This is a genomic window from Halomonas rhizosphaerae (assembly GCF_030010555.1).
GTDB classification, from domain to species: domain Bacteria; phylum Pseudomonadota; class Gammaproteobacteria; order Pseudomonadales; family Halomonadaceae; genus Halomonas; species Halomonas rhizosphaerae.
The window spans coordinates 115,714-130,999 of sequence record NZ_JASCQP010000005.1 but is presented as its reverse complement, the minus strand read 5'-3'; the positions used below and the strand labels follow the sequence as shown (position 1 = coordinate 130,999).

The 15,286-nt window shown below is 68.3% G+C and carries 12 protein-coding genes and 6 tRNA genes; 12 read left to right on the top strand and 6 right to left on the bottom strand.

Going from position 1 to position 15,286, the window contains the following annotated elements; all coding sequences use genetic code 11:
* Window positions 1-202 precede the first annotated feature (202 nt).
* The 9 genes from QLQ83_RS01170 (at window position 203) to QLQ83_RS01130 (ending at window position 7,567) form a co-directional block, all read left to right on the top strand.
* Window positions 203-1,969 (top strand): tetratricopeptide repeat protein, encoded by a 1,767-nt coding sequence (locus QLQ83_RS01170; RefSeq protein ID WP_282733743.1) that lies wholly within the window; start codon window positions 203-205, stop codon window positions 1,967-1,969.
* A gap of 26 nt (window positions 1,970-1,995) precedes the next feature.
* The gene (gene lolB, locus QLQ83_RS01165; protein WP_282733742.1) at window positions 1,996-2,607 is read left to right on the top strand and encodes a lipoprotein insertase outer membrane protein LolB; all 612 of its coding nucleotides are present in this window, start codon (window positions 1,996-1,998) and stop codon (window positions 2,605-2,607) included.
* Between the two features lies 1 nt (window position 2,608).
* On the top strand, window positions 2,609-3,478 hold the full coding sequence (gene ispE / locus QLQ83_RS01160; protein WP_282733741.1) for a 4-(cytidine 5'-diphospho)-2-C-methyl-D-erythritol kinase: 870 nt from the start codon (window positions 2,609-2,611) through the stop codon (window positions 3,476-3,478).
* 58 nt (window positions 3,479-3,536) lie between these two features.
* Window positions 3,537-3,611: transfer RNA gene (locus QLQ83_RS01155), tRNA-Gln, on the top strand.
* Window positions 3,612-3,675: 64 nt separating this feature from the next.
* Complete coding sequence (locus QLQ83_RS01150) at window positions 3,676-4,617, top strand: ribose-phosphate pyrophosphokinase (protein ID WP_181243486.1); 942 nt, start codon at window positions 3,676-3,678, stop codon at window positions 4,615-4,617.
* A gap of 126 nt (window positions 4,618-4,743) precedes the next feature.
* A complete protein-coding gene (locus QLQ83_RS01145) occupies window positions 4,744-5,397 on the top strand; it encodes a 50S ribosomal protein L25/general stress protein Ctc (protein ID WP_282733740.1) in 654 nt (217 codons plus the stop codon).
* Window positions 5,398-5,558: 161 nt separating this feature from the next.
* Complete coding sequence (gene pth, locus QLQ83_RS01140) at window positions 5,559-6,149, top strand: aminoacyl-tRNA hydrolase (RefSeq protein WP_282733739.1); 591 nt, start codon at window positions 5,559-5,561, stop codon at window positions 6,147-6,149.
* Between the two features lie 194 nt (window positions 6,150-6,343).
* Window positions 6,344-7,435, top strand: coding sequence for a redox-regulated ATPase YchF (gene ychF, locus QLQ83_RS01135; RefSeq protein ID WP_282733738.1), 1,092 nt, complete (start codon window positions 6,344-6,346; stop codon window positions 7,433-7,435).
* 55 nt (window positions 7,436-7,490) lie between these two features.
* Window positions 7,491-7,567 (top strand) — tRNA-Met (locus QLQ83_RS01130).
* Window positions 7,568-7,625: 58 nt separating this feature from the next.
* Here QLQ83_RS01130 and QLQ83_RS01125 read toward each other — a convergent pair.
* Window positions 7,626-8,924, bottom strand: coding sequence for a M18 family aminopeptidase (locus tag QLQ83_RS01125; RefSeq protein WP_282733737.1), 1,299 nt, complete (start codon window positions 8,922-8,924; stop codon window positions 7,626-7,628).
* 143 nt (window positions 8,925-9,067) lie between these two features.
* On the opposite strand from QLQ83_RS01125, the gene QLQ83_RS01120 reads away from it, so the two are divergent.
* Window positions 9,068-11,119, top strand: coding sequence for a carboxy terminal-processing peptidase (locus tag QLQ83_RS01120; protein ID WP_282733736.1), 2,052 nt, complete (start codon window positions 9,068-9,070; stop codon window positions 11,117-11,119).
* Window positions 11,120-11,403: 284 nt separating this feature from the next.
* Here the strand turns inward: QLQ83_RS01120 and QLQ83_RS01115 are convergent.
* The 5 genes from QLQ83_RS01115 to QLQ83_RS01095 all read right to left on the bottom strand — a co-directional run bounded on the left by QLQ83_RS01115 (window position 11,404) and on the right by QLQ83_RS01095 (window position 13,011).
* Window positions 11,404-11,479, bottom strand: a tRNA-Asn gene (locus QLQ83_RS01115).
* A gap of 47 nt (window positions 11,480-11,526) precedes the next feature.
* A tRNA-Asn gene (locus QLQ83_RS01110) sits at window positions 11,527-11,602 on the bottom strand.
* 61 nt (window positions 11,603-11,663) lie between these two features.
* Window positions 11,664-11,739 (bottom strand) — tRNA-Asn (locus QLQ83_RS01105).
* 144 nt (window positions 11,740-11,883) lie between these two features.
* Window positions 11,884-11,960 (bottom strand) — tRNA-Met (locus QLQ83_RS01100).
* Between the two features lie 85 nt (window positions 11,961-12,045).
* Complete coding sequence (locus QLQ83_RS01095) at window positions 12,046-13,011, bottom strand: choline ABC transporter substrate-binding protein (protein ID WP_282733735.1); 966 nt, start codon at window positions 13,009-13,011, stop codon at window positions 12,046-12,048.
* Window positions 13,012-13,194: 183 nt separating this feature from the next.
* Between QLQ83_RS01095 and betI the strand changes: the two genes are divergently transcribed.
* Together betI and betB are read left to right on the top strand one after the other, a co-directional pair.
* Window positions 13,195-13,800, top strand: coding sequence for a transcriptional regulator BetI (gene betI / locus QLQ83_RS01090; RefSeq protein WP_282733734.1), 606 nt, complete (start codon window positions 13,195-13,197; stop codon window positions 13,798-13,800).
* 12 nt (window positions 13,801-13,812) lie between these two features.
* Complete coding sequence (betB, locus tag QLQ83_RS01085) at window positions 13,813-15,282, top strand: betaine-aldehyde dehydrogenase (protein WP_282733733.1); 1,470 nt, start codon at window positions 13,813-13,815, stop codon at window positions 15,280-15,282.
* Window positions 15,283-15,286: the final 4 nt, after the last annotated feature.

Sequence of the window (15,286 nt, the reverse complement as noted above, 5' to 3'; positions counted from 1 at the left end):
GCGTTCGGCGTCTTCGCGAGTCGTGGTTCCGGCAGGGGCGCAATGGTGGTGTCCGCTGACGCGGACCGCCCATCCTCGAAGCGCAGTATTCTACCACAGGCCGCCCGCCCGGGGCGCCATGACATGCCGTGACCGGGATCATGCTTTGCCCGGGGGAGCCGAGCCGTTATGCTGGCGACTCGTCCTTTGGCACGAGACGCGCATGCCCCGCGGAACGCTCTCCCGAATCACTCGTCGCTCCCCCCTGGCGCCAATGGCGCTGGCGATCCTGCTCGCCGGCTGCCAGGGCCTGCCGGGGGCCTCTTCGGCCGCCGAACCCGCCGAGGACCCGCTGGCGGGTGCGCCGTCGATCACCCGCGGGCTGGATGCCGAGAGCCTCTCCGGCCTGCTGGTGGCCGAACTGGCCGGACAGCGCGGCGACTATCCACGCGCCACCCGCGGCTTTCTGGACGTCGCCGAGCGCTATGGCTCCGCCCCCCTCGCCGAGCGCGCCACCCTGGCCGCCCGCTTCAGCGAGGACCCCCAGCTCCTCGATGAGGCCGCACGGCGCTGGCAGGCCCTGGCGCCGGAGAGCGACGCCCCGGCACGCCTGCTCGCCAGCCTCGCCATCCAACGCGGCGACTGGGATGCCGCCCTGGAACAGCGCCTGGCCGCCATCTCGCGCGGCGCACAGGAGGAGCTGACCGGCTTCGTGGAGAGTGCCCTCGAGGCCGGTGCCGACCCGGCGCCGTTGCTGGCCAGGATGCGCGAGCACCTGGCAGGGGCTGGCGAGGCAGACCACGACAGCGAGCTGGCCACCGCCCTGCTGGAGGCCGCCGCCGGTGAGCGTGCGGCGGCCGAGCAGCGCCTGTCGCGGCTGACGCGGGTCGCGCCCGAGCTGCCCGAGCTATGGCAGATCCGCGCCCGCCTGGCGCTGGAGGCCGACACTCCTTCGGCGGCACGAGCGGCGGCGCGACGCGGCCTGGAGGTGGCGCCGGGCGACCCGCGCCTGATGCTGCTGCTGGCCCGCGCCGAGATCCAGCTGGGCGGCATCGAGGCCGCAGAGGCCACCACCGACGCCCTGCTCGACGACCACGGCGACGACCCCGAGCTGCGCCTCGGCCTGGCACGGCTGTTCCTGGAAGAGGAGCACCTGCCCCCGGCGCGCCGCCTGTTGCTGCCCCTGGTCGGTGACGACGAGGCCCCGCCGCTGGCCTTCCTGCTGCTGGGCGCCATCGCCGAGGAGGAGGGCGAGGTGGACAACGCCCTTCTTTATTACCGCCAGGTGCCCGAGGGCGAGCAGTTCCTGACCGCCCGCCTGAGTGCGGCCAGGATGCTGATCGAGGATGACCGGCTGCTCGACGCGCGTGCCTTCCTGCGCCTCGAGCGGCTGCGCCATGAGGACTACCGCAGTGAGCTGGTCTCCCTGGAGGTCGAACTGCTTGACGAGGCCGGCCTCGTCGAGCAGGCGGATGCCCTGCTCGACAGCGAACTCTCGCAGCACCCCGATGACGAACGGCTGCGCTACCAGCGTGCCATGCGCGCCTTCGCCGATGGCGACCTCGCCGCCATGGAGGCGGACCTTCGCCATATCATCGAGGCCGATCCGGACAACGCCAATGCCCTCAACGCCCTGGGCTACACCCTCGCCGATGCCGACCTCGAGGGCCGGCTGGGGGAGGCACGCGAACTGATCGAGCGGGCCCACGCGCTGGAGCCTGGCAACCCGGCCATCCTCGACAGCCAGGGCTGGGTCCGCTATCGCCAGGGCGACCCCGAAGGGGCCCTGCCCTGGCTCGAGCGCGCCTGGTCGGCCATGCCCGACCAGGAGATCGCCGCCCACCTCATCGAGGTGCTCTGGGCGCTGGGCGAGGAAGAGCGTGCACGCGACCTGCTCGAGGAGGCCCGGCAACGCTTCGAGGAGCGCCCGCTGATCGACGAGCTGCTGCAACGCCACCCCGAGCTCGACGCGCCCGGGCGTGACGACTGACCCCCCCCCGACGAACGGAACTCGCCATGACGACACTGCCGCGACTGTTGATCCCCCTGCTCGCCCTGGCCCTGCTGGCCGGCTGCGCCGGCCGGGCGCCCGCCCCCGAGGGCGAGCGCGCCGCGGGCCAGTGGGAGGGTCAGGCCGAACGCCTGGCCGAACTCGACACCTGGGTACTGGTCGGCAAGGCCGGCCTGCGCACCCCCGAGGACTCCACCAGCGCCAACCTGGACTGGAGCCAGCACCCGCATTACTACCGGCTGCTGATCAGCGGGCCCTTCGGCAGCGGGCGCAGCACCCTGGAGGGACGCGAAGGGCGCTTCTCGCTGACCACCGCCGAGGGCCGCTTCGAGGCCGAGACCCCGGAGGCGCTGATGGAAGAGCAGCTGGGCTGGTCGCTGCCGGTCAGCGCGCTCTCCGACTGGATCCGCGGCCTGCCGGCGGACGACACGCCCCATCGACTGGAAGAGGACGAACTGGGCTTTCCCCTTCGCCTCGAGCAGGATGGCTGGGAGATCGAGTACCGCGACTGGGAGCGCGTCGCCGACCTCTGGCTGCCCAGGCGCCTGGTGATGGCCTATGACGACCTGCGAGTCACCCTGGCGGTCACCGACTGGCGCCCGGCCCTCGACGACTGACATGCCGCTGAACACCCCCCTTCCCGACACGCTGGTGCTGCCGGCGCCGGCCAAGCTCAACCGCCTGCTGCACATCACCGGCCGCCGGCCGGATGGCTACCACGAGTTGCAGACGCTGTTCCAGTTCCTCGACATCGGCGACACCCTCACCCTGCGCGGCCGCGAGGACGGCGAGATCCGCCTCGCTCCCCGCCTGCCCGGGGTGGCGGCCGAGGACAACCTGATCGTGCGGGCCGCCCGCCTGCTGCAGGCCGAGAGCGGCTGCCGCCTGGGGGCGGATATCCTCCTCGAGAAGCGCCTGCCCCTGGGCGGGGGGCTCGGTGGCGGTAGCTCGGATGCCGCCACCAGCCTGCTCGGCCTCGATGCCCTCTGGGGACTCGGCCTCGACGTCGAACGCCTGGCCGGCCTCGGCCTCGCCCTGGGGGCCGACGTCCCGGTGTTCGTGCACGGGGACGCCGCCTGGGCCGAGGGAGTCGGCGAACGCCTCACCCCGGTCGAGCTCGATACCCCCTGGTTCGTGGTGCTTCACCCCGGCGTGACGGTCTCTACGCCGGCGGTGTTCAAGGCACCGCAATTGACACGCCACACCCCCCCGATTACCATGGCGCGCGCACTGCAGGGGGGAGCGGCGAGCTGGCGCAACGACTGCGAGCCCACCGTCCGGGCACTGTATCCCGAGGTGGCGCATGCACTCGACTGGCTGGCGTCCCGAGCGCCGACCATGCTGACCGGCACCGGCGCCTGTGTCTTTGCCCGGCTCGACAGCGAGGCCCAGGCCGACCGGCTCCTGGCCGAGGTTCCCGGCGGCTGGCAGGCCTTCAAGGCCCGCGGCCTGAATCGCTCACCTCTCCATGCTGCGCTGGGTCGATGACCCGCCCCGCCCACGGGCGCCAAGGCAACCCGGGACGTCCCGGAGCGGAGCAGGCTGCTGGGGCATAGCCAAGCGGTAAGGCAGCGGTTTTTGGTATCGCCATGCGGAGGTTCGAATCCTCCTGCCCCAGCCATTCCGCCCCGGAACGACCCTCGACCCGAATCCCTGAAGACCCAACACAGCAAAGGTGGCTGCGCGTGTCAAAATTGATGGTTTTCGCCGGGAATGCCAATCCCGAACTCGCCCGAAAGGTCGCCGAGAGTCTGGACACCTACCTGGGCAATGCCACGGTCGGCCAGTTCAGCGACGGCGAGGTCGCGGTCGAGATCAACGAGAACGTGCGCGGCAAGGATGTGTTCATCCTGCAGTCCACCTGTGCACCGACCAATGACAACCTGATGGAGCTGATCCTAATGGTGGACGCCCTGCGCCGGGCCTCCGCCACCCGGATCACCGCCGTGGTGCCCTACTTCGGCTATGCCCGTCAGGACCGCCGCGTGCGCTCCGCGCGCGTGCCGATCTCGGCCAAGATCGTCGCCGACATGATGGTCAAGGCCGGCGTCGACCGGGTCATGACCATGGACCTGCACGCCGACCAGATCCAGGGCTTCTTCGACGTGCCGGTGGACAACGTCTACGGCTCGCCGATCCTGCTCGACGACATCGAGCGCCAGAACTACGACGACCTGGTGGTGGTATCGCCGGACGTCGGCGGCGTGGTGCGCGCCCGCGCCATCGCCAAGCAGCTCAACGCCGACCTGGCGATCATCGACAAGCGGCGCCCCTCGGCCAACCAGGCCCAGGTGATGCACATCATCGGCGAGATCGAGAACCGCACCTGCGTGGTGGTGGACGACATGATCGACACCGCCGGCACCCTGTGCAAGGCCGGCGAGGCCCTCAAGGCCCGGGGCGCCCGGCGCGTGGTGGCCTACGCCACCCACCCGATCCTGTCGGGGCCGGCGGTGGACAACATCACCGGCTCGGTGCTCGACGAGGTGGTGGTGACCGACACCATCCCTCTCTCCGAGACCGCCCGGCGCAGCGGCAAGATCCGCCAGCTCAGCGTCGCCGGGCTGATCGCCGAGGCGATCCGCCGGGTCAGCAACGAGGAATCCGTCAGCGCCATGTTCCACTGACGCGGGTCCACCGGGACTCGCCCGGCGGCACAGGGCGCGGGACACATGCCCTGCGGGGCTCCCGGAAACGCCGCGGTCTGGTCGCGGGCCACGGCGCTTTCCTTACTTCCAGAAAGAGGCAATTCCATGTCCGATTACACACTCAATGCCAGCGTTCGCAGCGACCTGGGGAAAGGTGCGAGCCGCCGCCTGCGTCGTGCGAACGAACAGGTGCCGGCCATCATCTATGGTGGTGAGCAAGCGCCGCAGCCCATCGCCGTCGACAAGACCAGCTTCTACAAGGCGCTGGAAGACGAGGCCTTCTTCTCCTCCGTGATCAACCTGCACGTGGATGGCCAGGCTCAGCAGGTGGTGGTCCGTGATCTGCAGCGTCACCCCTACAAGCCGCTGATCACCCACGCCGACTTCCTGCGGGTCGATGCCACCCACGAGATCACCCTGCGCGTGCCGCTGCACGTCGTGGGCGAGGACAAGTGCAAGGGCATCAAGGACGACGGCGGTGAACTCCACGTGCTCTCCAACGAGGTGGAGGTCAGCTGCCTGCCCAAGGACCTGCCCGACTTCCTGGAGGTCGACATCACTGAGGTCGAGCTGGGCACCACCCTGCACCTCTCCGACCTGACCGTGCCGGCCGGCGTGACCCTGGTCGCGCTCACCCATGGCGAGGATCATGACAACGCCGTGCTGAGCATCACCAAGCCCAAGGTCCGTGATACGGAAGAGGACGAGGAAGGCGGTGAAGCCGCCGAGGGCGAAGAAGGCGAAGGTAGCGCCGAGTAAGCGCGCTTGCCCGGGGCCATGCTCTGCATGGCCCTCCCTTCATCGATCAAGCGCCTCGGCGCTTGATTTTTTTTGTGGCCGTCCCTCCCTGGCGGCCATCCTACGGGCCGCCGCTAACGCGACGTCAAAAATCATTCCCGATGATTTTTTGGAGACACGACATGAGCCAGGTCAAGGCGATCATTGGACTGGGCAATCCCGGCGCCGACTACGCGGCCACCCGCCACAATGCCGGTGCCTGGCTGGTGCAGGCCGTGGCGCGGGCGGCGGGCGGCGAGCTGCGTCCGGACAGGAAGTTCCTGGGCCTGCACGCCAGGGTCCACCTGGACGGCCAGGACGTGCACCTGCTCGAGCCCACCACCTTCATGAACCGCAGCGGCGGCGCCGTGGCGGCCCTCTGCCAGTTCTTCAAGCTGGCACCGGGCGAGCTGCTGGTGGCCCACGATGAGCTCGACATGCCGCCGGGTACGGCGCGCTACAAGACCGGCGGCGGCCACGGCGGGCACAACGGCCTGCGCGACATCATCCGCGCCCTGGGCAACGACCGGGCCTTCCACCGCCTGCGCATCGGCATCGGCCACCCCGGCGACAGCCGCCAGGTGACGAACTACGTGCTGAGCCGGCCCGGCAAGGCCGAGCGCGCCGCCATCGACGCCGCCATCGACGAGTGCCTGGCCACCCTGCCCCAGGCCTTGGCCGGTGACTGGGCGAAGGCCATGAACCGGCTGCACAGTTTTACAGCGCCGAACTGAAAGCACCGAGCTACAAGGGGACCGACGACGGGCAGCCATGCCCGGAACGACACTGCCCGAGGCCGAATCCGACCTGCATCGTCGAGGGCCCGTATCTTCGCGGCTTGGCCGCTCGGTGCTTGTAGCTTGGCGCTCCGCGCTTCCGTAGAATACACGCCACTTTCCAATCGCGAACTCGCTTCCAGGAAGATCTCATGGGTTTCAACTGCGGTATCGTCGGCCTGCCCAACGTCGGCAAGTCCACGCTGTTCAATGCGCTGACCAAGTCCGGCATCGACGCCGAGAACTTCCCCTTCTGCACCATCGAGCCCAACGTGGGCATCGTGCCGATGCCCGACCCGCGCCTCGACCGGCTCGCCGAGATCGTCAAGCCGCAGAAGGTGATCCCCACCACCATGGAGTTCGTCGACATCGCCGGCCTGGTGGCCGGCGCCTCCAAGGGCGAGGGGCTGGGTAACAAGTTCCTGGCCAATATCCGCGAGACCCAGGCCATCGCCCATGTGGTGCGCTGCTTCGACAACGACAACGTGATCCACGTCGCCAACCAGGTCGACCCGCGGGCCGATATCGAGATCATCAACATGGAGCTGGCGCTGGCCGACCTCGACACCGTCGAGCGCGCCATCCAGCGCCTGGTGCGCGTGGCCAAGGGCGGCGACAAGGAGGCCATCGCCACCAAGGCGATCCTCGAGCGCATCCAGCCCCACCTGGCCGAAGGCCTGCCGCTGAGAAGCGGCGGCCTCACCGACGACGAGAAGTACCAGCTCAAGAGCTTCGGCTTCCTGACCCTCAAGCCCACCATGTACATCGCCAACGTCAACGAGGATGGCTTCGAGGCCAACCCCTACCTCGAGGTGGTCAACGAGATCGCCGCCGAGGAAGGCGCCGTGGTGGTGCCGGTGTGCAACCAGCTGGAGGCCGAGATCGCCGAGCTGGAGGACGAGGAGCGCGCCATGTTCCTCGACGAGATGGGCATGGAGGAGCCGGGGCTCGACCGGGTGATCCGCGCCGGCTATGCCCTGCTCGGGCTGCAGACCTACTTCACCGCCGGGGTCAAGGAGGTGCGCGCCTGGACGGTGAAGGTGGGCGCCACCGCCCCCGAGGCCGCCGGGGTGATCCACACCGACTTCCAGAAGGGCTTCATCCGCGCCGAGGTCATCGCCTACGAGGACTTCGTCTCGCTGGGCGGCGAGCAGGGCGCCAAGGACGCGGGCAAGTGGCGCCTGGAGGGCAAGGAGTACATCGTCCAGGACGGCGACGTGATCCACTTCCGCTTCAATGTCTGAGGCACGAAGGCCTTGACCCGACGAGGCAAAGTCCTTAGACTTCGCCCCCGTTGTTGGCTACGTAGCTCAGCTGGTTAGAGCACATCACTCATAATGATGGGGTCCCCTGTTCAAATCAGGGCGTAGCCACCAGATAGCGAAAACCCGGCGTCCCTGGCGCCGGGTTTTTTCGTCTTACTCGCCCCGCGGCCTAGGCCAGTTCGGGGCGATCGAAGAAGGCGGTCAACACTTGCGTCAGGGACTCCACGTCCCGGGCGCCGGCGGTCTCGCGGATCGAGTGCATGGCCCACTGGGGCACGCCCACGTCCAGGGTCGGCACGCCGAGCTCGGTGGCGGTGATGGGGCCGATGGTGCTGCCGCAGCCCATGTCGGCCCGGGTCACGAAGCTCTGCACCGGTACCTCGGCCGCGCGGCAGAGGTCACGGAACAGCGCCGCCGTGGCGCTGTTGGTGGCATAGCGCTGGCTGGCATTGACCTTGATCACCGGTCCGCCGTTGAGCACCGGCCCGTGGGCGGCATCGTGCTTGTCCGGGAAGTTGGGGTGCAGGGCATGGGCATTGTCGCAGGAGATCAGCCGCGAGGCCTGGATCAGGCGAATGAAGCCCTCCTCCCCCGCTTCGCCGAGTTGGGCATTCACCCGCCGCAGCACGTCACCGAGGAAGGGACCCTGGGCGCCGCAGGCGCTGGCACTGCCCACCTCCTCGTGGTCGTTGGCCACCAGCACCGCCCCCTGGCGACCGTCGCTCTCCAGCAGGGCCTCCAGGCCGATGAAGCAGGAGAGCAGGTTGTCGAGCCGGGCACTGGCGATCATTTCGCCGTCGACCCCGACCCGGGACGGCGGCTGCATGTCGCGGAAGGCGAGCTCGAAGTCGAGGAGTTCGACGTCCTCGAGCCCGTGCTGCTCGGCGACCCAACCCGCGAGCAGGCGCTCGAGGTCGGGCCGCCCCCCGCCCTGCAGGAAGACCGGGGCCATCTCGGTCTGGGCATTGATGGCACGGCCATTGTTGGCCTCGCGGTCCAGGTGGATGGCCAGGCTCGGGATGATCGCCACCGGCTTTGCGACATCGAGCAGCACGCCCTCGATGCGGCCATCGGCGTGGCGCAGGTGCACCCGCCCGGCCAGCCCCAGGTCGCGATCGAACCAGGGCGCCAGCAGGGCCCCGCCATAGACCTCGACGCCGAGTTGGAGCCAACCCGCCGCACTCTGGGCGGGGTTGGGCTTGAGGCGCAGGCCGGGGCTATCGGTATGGGCACCGACCAGCCGCAATGCCGTGAGCCGCTCGCGGGGCAGCTGCAGGGCGACGAGCGAGGAGTCATTGCGGGAGACGTAGACACGCTCACCGGGCGACAGGCGCCAGGCCTCGGTCTCCTCGAGACGCCGGTAGCCGGCCTCCTCGAGGCGCCTGGCCATGTTGGCCGTGGCATGCCAGGGCGTGGGGGATCGACGCAGGAAGTCGAGCAGGCGCTCGAGTCGGGCATCCTGGGACATGGAATTCCTCTATCACGGGGCATTTCGGGGGTCTTGGCGGCACGACCAAGCTGGTACAATGACCGTTCGGTCCATGCAACTCGTCAGCCGGGTCGGAGTCTGGATAGATAGTAAGTGTACACGAATCGGGGAGTGCTTCATCGATGAGCCTGTTTGTCACCCTTGGGCGTTCAGCGGCCCTGGCCCTGCTGCTGGCCACCACGCCGTTACTGGCCGCCGTCGAGCCGAACGACGCCCAGCGCCAGGTGGCCGCGGAAGTGGCCGAGTCGCTGCGCTACGGCCACTATGCGGATATCAGCCTCGACGACGACTGGTCACGGCGCGCCTACTCGCGCTTCCTGGACATCCTCGATGGCCAACGCGCCTACCTGCTCGACCGCGACGTGGCCGCCTTCAACGACCTGGAAACCGGCATGGACGAGGCGCTGCTCGACGGCGACCTGACGCGCCCCTTCGCCCTCTATCAGCGCTACCACGAGCGCGCCGAGGCGCGCTTCGAATGGCTGCTCGACCGCCTCGACGAGGGCGTCGACTTCGCCTTCGACAGCGAGCAGCGCCTGGAGCTCGAGCGTGAGGACGCCCCCTGGGCCGGTCGCGAGGCGACCCTGGACGAGCTGTGGATGAAGCGGCTCAAGAACGCCGCCCTGACCCTGGCCATCAGCGACCAGGACGCCGAGCAGGTGGAAGCCAACCTGCGCCAGCGCTACGAGGGGCAGCTGTCGCGCCTGCGCCAGACCAACGAGGAGGACGTCTTCGGCCTCCTCATGGCCGCGGTGACCGGCAGCATCGACCCCCACAGCGAGTACCTCTCGCCGCGCCAGGGCGAGTCTTTCGACATCCAGATGCGCCTCTCGCTGGAGGGTATCGGTGCCCTGCTCCAGGCCGACGGCGAGTACGTCAAGGTATCGAGCCTGGTACCGGGTGGCCCCGCCGAGCGGGCCGGGGCCCTGCAGCCGGCCGACCGCATCGTCGGCGTGGGCCAGGAGGGCGAGGAGATCGTCAACGTGGTGGGCATGCGCCTCGACGACGTGGTCGACATGATTCGCGGCCCCAAGGGCTCGGTGGTGCGACTCGACGTGGTACCCGCCCAGGCCGTCGACATGACGCGCTCCAAGGTCATCGAGATCACCCGCGACACCGTGGATTTGGAGGACCAGGCCGCCCAGGGCGAGGTCGTCGAGATCGCGCGGGACGACGGCACCCACCGCCTCGGGGTGATCAAGATCCCCACCTTCTACGTGGACTTCGATGCCTGGCAGGCCGGCGAGGAAGACTACCGCAGCACCACCCGCGACGTGGCCAAGGAAGTGGAACGGCTCCAGGACGAGGGCGTCGAGGGCATCGTGCTCGACCTGCGCAACAACGGCGGCGGCGCCCTACAGGAGGCCAACTCGCTGATCGGCCTGTTCATCGACCGCGGCCCCACCGTGCAGGTCCGCGATGCCCGCGGCCGCATCAGCCTCTACGGCGACACCGAGAGCGGCACCCTCTATGACGGCCCCCTTGCCGTGTTGGTCAATCGCCTCTCGGCCTCCGCCTCGGAGATCTTCGCCGGAGCCATCCAGGACTACGGCCGCGGCCTGGTGGTGGGCACCGACACCTTCGGCAAGGGCACGGTCCAGACCCTCAACGAGCTGAGCCATGGCGAGATCAAGCTGACTCGCGCCAAGTTCTACCGCATCTCCGGGGAAAGCACCCAGCACCGCGGCGTGGAGCCGGACATCCGCTTCCCGAGCCTGATCGACCCGGAGCTGATTGGCGAGAGCAGCCTCGACAACGCCCTGGAATGGGACACGGTGCGCGAGGTGCAATACCGCACCTACGGCGAGCCCCGCCAGTATCTGGAGACGCTGCGCAGCCGCCATCGCGAGCGCGCCGAGCAGCACCCGAACTTCCACTACCTCGAGCAGCAGTCCGAGCTGGCCAGCCGGCTTCGCGAGCAGCACACCAGCGTCAGCCTCAATCGTGAGCAGCGCCAGCGCGAGGTGGAGGCCCAGGAGGCCGAACAGCTCGCCCTGGAGAACGAGCGCCGGCGCGCCCTGGGCCTGGAGCCGCTGGAGGAGTGGGTCGATGCCCGCGACGAGGAGGAGAGCGACGAGGAGCCGGTCGATCGCGCCCAGATCCTGGAGGCGGCCCAGATCCTGCTCGACTACACCCAACTCGATGGCACCTGGCACTACGCCAAAGGCACCTGAACACAGCGAATGGACAGCGGCTTCGCTACGGAATCGGCAAACAAGGACGCCGGGCCCCAGGGCCCGGCGTCCCTGTATTTGCGGCTCGCCATCCGGAGACCGGGACAGCCATGGCGTGCGACCTTCGCGCGAAGAGGCTCACACGAAGAGCGCCCCTGAAGGCCGCAGGAGGTGCCAGCCGACGGGTGACGACAAGACCCTGGAATGGCAGCAGTTATCCGGCGAGAAGCCGGTGAGGCATCGGCGCGAGGGAGACGCAGGAGAGGAGGATGGCCAGACAGGACTGGCTCCCCGAACAGGACTCGAACCTGTGACCCAGTGATTAACAGTCACTTGCTCTACCAACTGAGCTATCGGGGAACGATGCAGGATAATGCGAGGGGATGCGGCAGGCAGCTAGGAGCGGTTGGCTCCCCGAGCAGGACTCGAACCTGCGACCCAATGATTAACAGTCATTTGCTCTACCAACTGAGCTATCGGGGAATGACCGCATGCCGCTATGTGCCTTTCAGGTTGACAATATCCTTCGCTACATGAGCGAAGCTGGCTCCCCGAGCAGGACTCGAACCTGCGACCCAATGATTAACAGTCATTTGCTCTACCAACTGAGCTATCGGGGAATGACCTCAAGCACGGGGCGTAGTATACGGATCGGGCCCGTAAGGTCAAGCGGGGATTGGCATTCCCCTCCCCTCGCGAGGCGCACCGGGATCCGACGGAAAACGCCCGCCGGCGCGAGGCCTGGCGGGCGTTTTCGTGTGTCCTGGTGGCTACGCCCTGATTCGAACAGGGGACCCCATCATTATGAGTGATGTGCTCTAACCAGCTGAGCTACGTAGCCTTATCAACGGCTTGCCCGACCGGAGCCGGGCAACGGGGAGGGATTATGCACGCGGGCCCGCTGCATGGCAAGCCCGCGTGGCCCTTCACGCCTCGATGTCGAGGGCGCGCTTGACCGCCGGCAGCGCCGGCTCGCCCTCGCGGGTCTCGACGCCCTCCAGCCAGACTTCCAGGACCTCGGGGTTGGCCTGCAGGTAGGCGCGGGCGGCATCACGGGGGTCCTCGCCATCGTCCATGATCTCGCCCATCAGCTGGTTCTCCATCTCGAGGGTGAACTCGAGGTTCTCCAGCAGCGCACCGACGTTGGCGCACTCCTCGACGTAGCCGCCGCGGGTGTTGGTGTAGACGGTGGCGCCGCCGAGGTCGGGGCCAAAGTAGTCATCGGCACCTTCCAGGTACGCCATGTCGAAGTTGGTGTTCATCGGGTGCGGCTCCCAGCCAAGGAACACCATCCACTCCTCCTCCGGCGCCCGGGCACTCAGCTCGGCAAGCATGCCGGCCTCGCTGGAATCGATCAGCTGCCAGTCGCCCAGACCGAAGGCGTCATCGTCGATCATCTGCTGGATCAACTGGTTGCCGTCGTTGCCGGCCTCGATGCCGTGAATCCGGCTGTCGAACTGCTCGGCATGCTCGGCGAGATCGGCCACCGAGGTGACGCCGGCGTCGTGGACGTACTGCGGTACCGCGAGGGTGTACTTGGCGCCCTCCAGGTTGGCCCCCAGGCGCTCGACATCGCCATCCTCGACGTAAGGGTCGCTGATCGACGCCATGGAGGGCATCCAGTTGCCCAGGAAGACGTCGAAGTCGTCGTTCTTCATGCCCTGGTAGGCGATGGGGACGGAAACGGTGTCGATGCGAGTCTGGTAGCCCATGGCTTCCAACACTTCGGTGGTGAGTGCGGTGGTCGCGGTGATGTCGGTCCAACCGACCTCGGCGAAGCGCACGGTCTCGCAGCTCTCGGGCTCGGCGGCCTGCAGCGGCGAGGCGGAGACGCCGATGGCGGCGACACCGAGCCCCAGGGTCAGGCGACGGTTCAGGTTGCGGGTGAGCATGGAGGCATTCCTCTTGTTGGACATGAAGTATAGCCGCGGTGGCAGCACCACGAGCCAGCGGGATCCTTTGCCAGGCACTTTATTGATTGAACGTTCAATAAAGAAATGGCAAGCTGTGCACATGGTAACCATGCTTCATGTGGTGGTTGCAAGATCAATTCCCCGGGAAAGGAGCCAGCAACGGTGCCCAAGGTTGGAATGGAACCCATCCGCCGCCAGCAGCTGATCAAGGCCACCATGGCGGCGATCGACGAGGTCGGCCTGGCCGATGCCACGGTGATGCGCATTGCCCGCCACGCGGGCGTCTCCGCCGGGATCATCAGCCACTACTTCGGCGGCAAGGACGGCCTGCTGGAGGCCACCATGCGCCAGATCCTCAGCGATCTGGGCGAGGCGGTGGCGGCGCGGCGCCGCGAGCTCACCACCACGAGCCCCAGGGACCACATCGGCGCCATCATCGACGGCAACTTCGATCGCAGCCAGGTGACCGGGCCGGTGGCCAAGACCTGGCTGGCCTTCTGGGCCAGCAGCATGCACAAGCCGGAGCTGGCGCGCCTGCAGCAGGTCAATGACCGCCGCCTCTACGCCAACCTCTGCCACCAGTTCCGCCGCCTGATGCCCCGTGACGAGGCCCGCGCCTGTGCCCGCTCGCTGGCCGCCCTGATCGACGGCCTGTGGCTGCGCGGTGCCCTGACCCTCGAGGGCCTGGACAGCGACGAGGCGCGTCGCCTGGCCCGGGACTACCTCGATCGCCTGCTCGGTACCCGAGACACCCTTTCCCCTTCCTGACTGGAGGTCACCATGCCATTCCTCGAGACCCAGACCCTCTACATCGACGGCCGTCGCACGGCCGCCACCTCCGGCGAGACCTTCTCGGTGATCAACCCCTTCGACGGCTCGCGGCTTGCCGAGGTGCAACAGGCCGCCGAGGCCGACGTGGACGCCGCCGTGGCCGCGGCCCGCAAGGGTCAGCGGGCCTGGGCGGCGATGACCGGCATGGAGCGCGGCCGCATCCTCAACCGCGCGGTGGCGCTCTTGAGGGAGCGCAATGACGAGCTCGCCGAGCTCGAGACCCGCAACACCGGCAAGCCGATCAGCGAGACGGCTGCGGTGGACATCGTTACCGGCGCCGACGTCCTCGAGTACTACGCCGGCCTGGCGTCGGCCATCGAGGGCAGCCAGATTCCGCTGCGCGAGGAGTCCTTCGTCTACACGCGTCGCGAGCCGCTGGGGGTGATCGGCGCCATCGGCGCCTGGAACTATCCCATCCAGATCGCCTGCTGGAAGAGTGCCCCGGCGCTGGCCGCCGGCAACGCCGTGGTCTTCAAGCCCAGCGAGGTCACTCCGCTGACCACCATGCGGCTCGCCGAGATCTTCACCGAGGCCGGGCTGCCCGACGGGGTCTTCAACGTGATCCACGGTGACGGCAGCGTCGGTGCCCTGATGACCGGGCACCCCGGCATCGACAAGGTCTCCTTCACCGGCGAGGTGGGGACCGGCAAGAAGGTGATGGCCGCCGCCGGGGGCTCCACCCTCAAGGAGGTGACCATGGAACTGGGCGGCAAGTCGCCGCTGATCGTCTTCGCAGACGCCGACCTCGACCGCGCCGCCGACGCCGCCATGATGGCCAACTTCTACTCCAGCGGGCAGATCTGCACCAACGGCACCCGGGTCTTCGTCGAGAGCGCCGTCAAGGAGGCCTTCGAGGCGAGGATTGCCGAGCGCGTGGCGCGCATCAGGGCCGGCGACCCGCTGGACCCGAGCGTCAACTTCGGCCCCCTGGTGAGCTTCGAGCACCAGGAAAAGGTGCTCTCCTACATCGCCCTGGGCAAGCAGGAAGGCGCCACGGTGCTGGCCGGCGGCGAGGCCTGGAACGACGGCGAGCGGGCGAACGGCGCCTGGGCGGCCCCCACGGTATTCACCGACTGCACGGACGAGATGCGCATCGTGCGCGAGGAGATCTTCGGCCCGGTCATGGCGATCCTGGCCTTCTCTGACGAGGAGGAGGTGATCCGCCGCGCCAATGACACCCACTACGGGCTGGCCGCCGGGGTCTTCACCGAGCGCCTCAACCGCGCCCATCGGGTGATCCACCGCCTGGAGGCGGGCATCTGCTGGATCAACACCTGGGGCGAGTCCCCCGCCGAGATGCCGGTGGGCGGCTACAAGCAGTCCGGCGTGGGCCGCGAGAACGGCCTCGAGACCCTGGCCCACTACACCCAGACCAAGTCGGTGCAGATCGAGATGGGCCCCTTCGAGTCGGTGTTTTAAGGAG